General features: G+C 74.0%; 1 protein-coding gene and 1 pseudogene. One reads left to right on the top strand and one right to left on the bottom strand.

The annotated features are described in order from the left end of the window. Positions 1 to 125: 125 nt before the first annotated feature. Positions 126 to 1,250 (bottom strand): annotated as a pseudogene (gene gcvT, locus ACWCO3_RS34385) (glycine cleavage system aminomethyltransferase GcvT); the annotation flags it as partial. A 162-nt stretch (positions 1,251 to 1,412) separates the two neighbouring features. Between gcvT and ACWCO3_RS34380 the strand changes: the two are divergent. After that, positions 1,413 to 1,806 (top strand): M17 family peptidase N-terminal domain-containing protein (locus ACWCO3_RS34380; RefSeq protein WP_450014166.1); only part of this gene is annotated, 394 nt, incomplete at its 3' end.

Here is a 1,806-nt window from a genome sequence, read left to right as displayed (position 1 = left end):
CGTGGCGCCCTCGACGCGGCCCGCGAGCGCGACCACGTGCTGCTCATCACCGAGACGCAGGGCGACGCCACGTTCGAGCAGTACGCCATCGAGGCTCCGGCAAGGCCGACCCACGCCGGCTGGCGTCGTACCGCCGGCACGAAGGGGGGCTTGGTCAGCTTCAGGGGCGCTCGGCGGCCCCGGATGTCGATCTCGACCTCGTCGCCGTCGGTCAGGTTGGCGTCGGTGTCCACGAGGGCCAGCGCGATGCCCTGCTTGCGGGTCGGCGAGAAGGTGCCACTGGTCACCTCGCCGACCTGCCGGTCACCGACGTGCAGGGTCATCCCCGGCCGCGGAATGGCCCGGTCAACGGCCACCAGGCCGCGCAGCGTACGCCGGGGGCCGGCGGCCTTCTCGGCGAGCAGCGCGTCGCGGCCCCAGAAGGCCGGCTTGCCCCAACCGACCGCCCAACCGGAGCGGGCCTGCACCGGGCTGATGTCCAGCGACAGATCCTGCCCGTGCAGCGGGTAGCCCATCTCGGTACGCAGCGTGTCCCGGGCGGCCAGGCCGCAGGCGCGCAGCTCGAACGAGGCACCGGCGGCGAAGAGCGCATCCCAGACGGCCACCGCGTGCTCGGCCGGCACCACCAGCTCGTAGCCCAGCTCACCCGTGTAGCCGGTACGGCAGACGGTCAGCTCCACCCCGGCCAGGCTCGCGGCGGAGAAGCTCATGTAGTCGTGCTCGGTGGGCAGGCCGAGGGCGGCCAGCAACTCCGCCGAGCGGGGGCCCTGCACGGCCAGCACGGCGTACGCCTCGTGCTCGTCGGTGACGGTGACCTGCGCGGGCGCGGCGGCGCGCAACCGGCGCACCACCTCGGCGGTGTTCGCGGCGTTCGGGATGAGGAAGACGTGGTCGTCGGCGTACAGGTAGGCGATGATGTCGTCCACCACGCCGCCGGTGGCGTCGTCGCAGCAGAGCGTGTACTGCGCCCGGCCGGGGCCGATCCGGCCCAGGTCGTTGCTCAGGCAGGCGTTGACGAAGTCGGCCGCGCCGGGCCCGGTCACCCGGGCCTTGCCCAGGTGCGACACGTCGAAGACCCCGACCGCCGTCCGGACCGCTGTGTGCTCCTTGAGCACGCCACCGCCGGCGTACTCCAGCGGCATCTCCCAACCGCCGAAGGGTGCGAACTTGGCGCCGGCGGCGGTGTGCCGCTCGTGCAGCGGGGAACGTCGCAGCCGGGTCGCGGCGGCGGCGGAGGTCACGTCGGTCATGGGTGGCAACTTACCGGGGACAACGTGGCTGGTTAGCATCGGCGGGAGCCCGCTGACGCTGTCGGCGGGACAACCATCACGTCCGGCGGGTAGGTTCCGCCGGAGACCTTCACCGCCGGTACGCGACGCCGCGACCGGCCCGGCCCGCCCGGAGTAGCTTCAGTGACATCACCCCGCACCACCAACCTGAGCCTGGTCGACACCGACCCGGCCGAGCTCGCCGTCGACGCGATCGTCATCGGCCTGCACAGCCAGACCGGAGAGCAGGACGCCACCAGCGGCCTCGCCGGCACCCTGCTGCTCGCCAGTGGCGCGGAGAGCATCGCCGCCGCGTTCGACGGCAAGCTGACCGAGACCCTCGCGCTGCTCGGCGCGACGGGTGGGCCGGGTGAGGTCGTCAAGCTGGCCACGTTGGGCACCGTGACCGCCCCGCTGGTCGTCGCGGTCGGGCTCGGTCCGGAGCCGTCGGGCGCCGCCCCGGCCCCGGAGACGCTGCGTCGGGCCGCCGGCGCGGCGGTGCGGGCCCTGGCCGGCGCGCCGAAGGTCGCCCTGGCCC

Source organism: Micromonospora sp. NPDC002411, assembly GCF_053592955.1.
The sequence above is the reverse complement of the archived record's forward strand: the minus strand, read 5'-3'. Positions and strand labels throughout refer to the sequence as shown.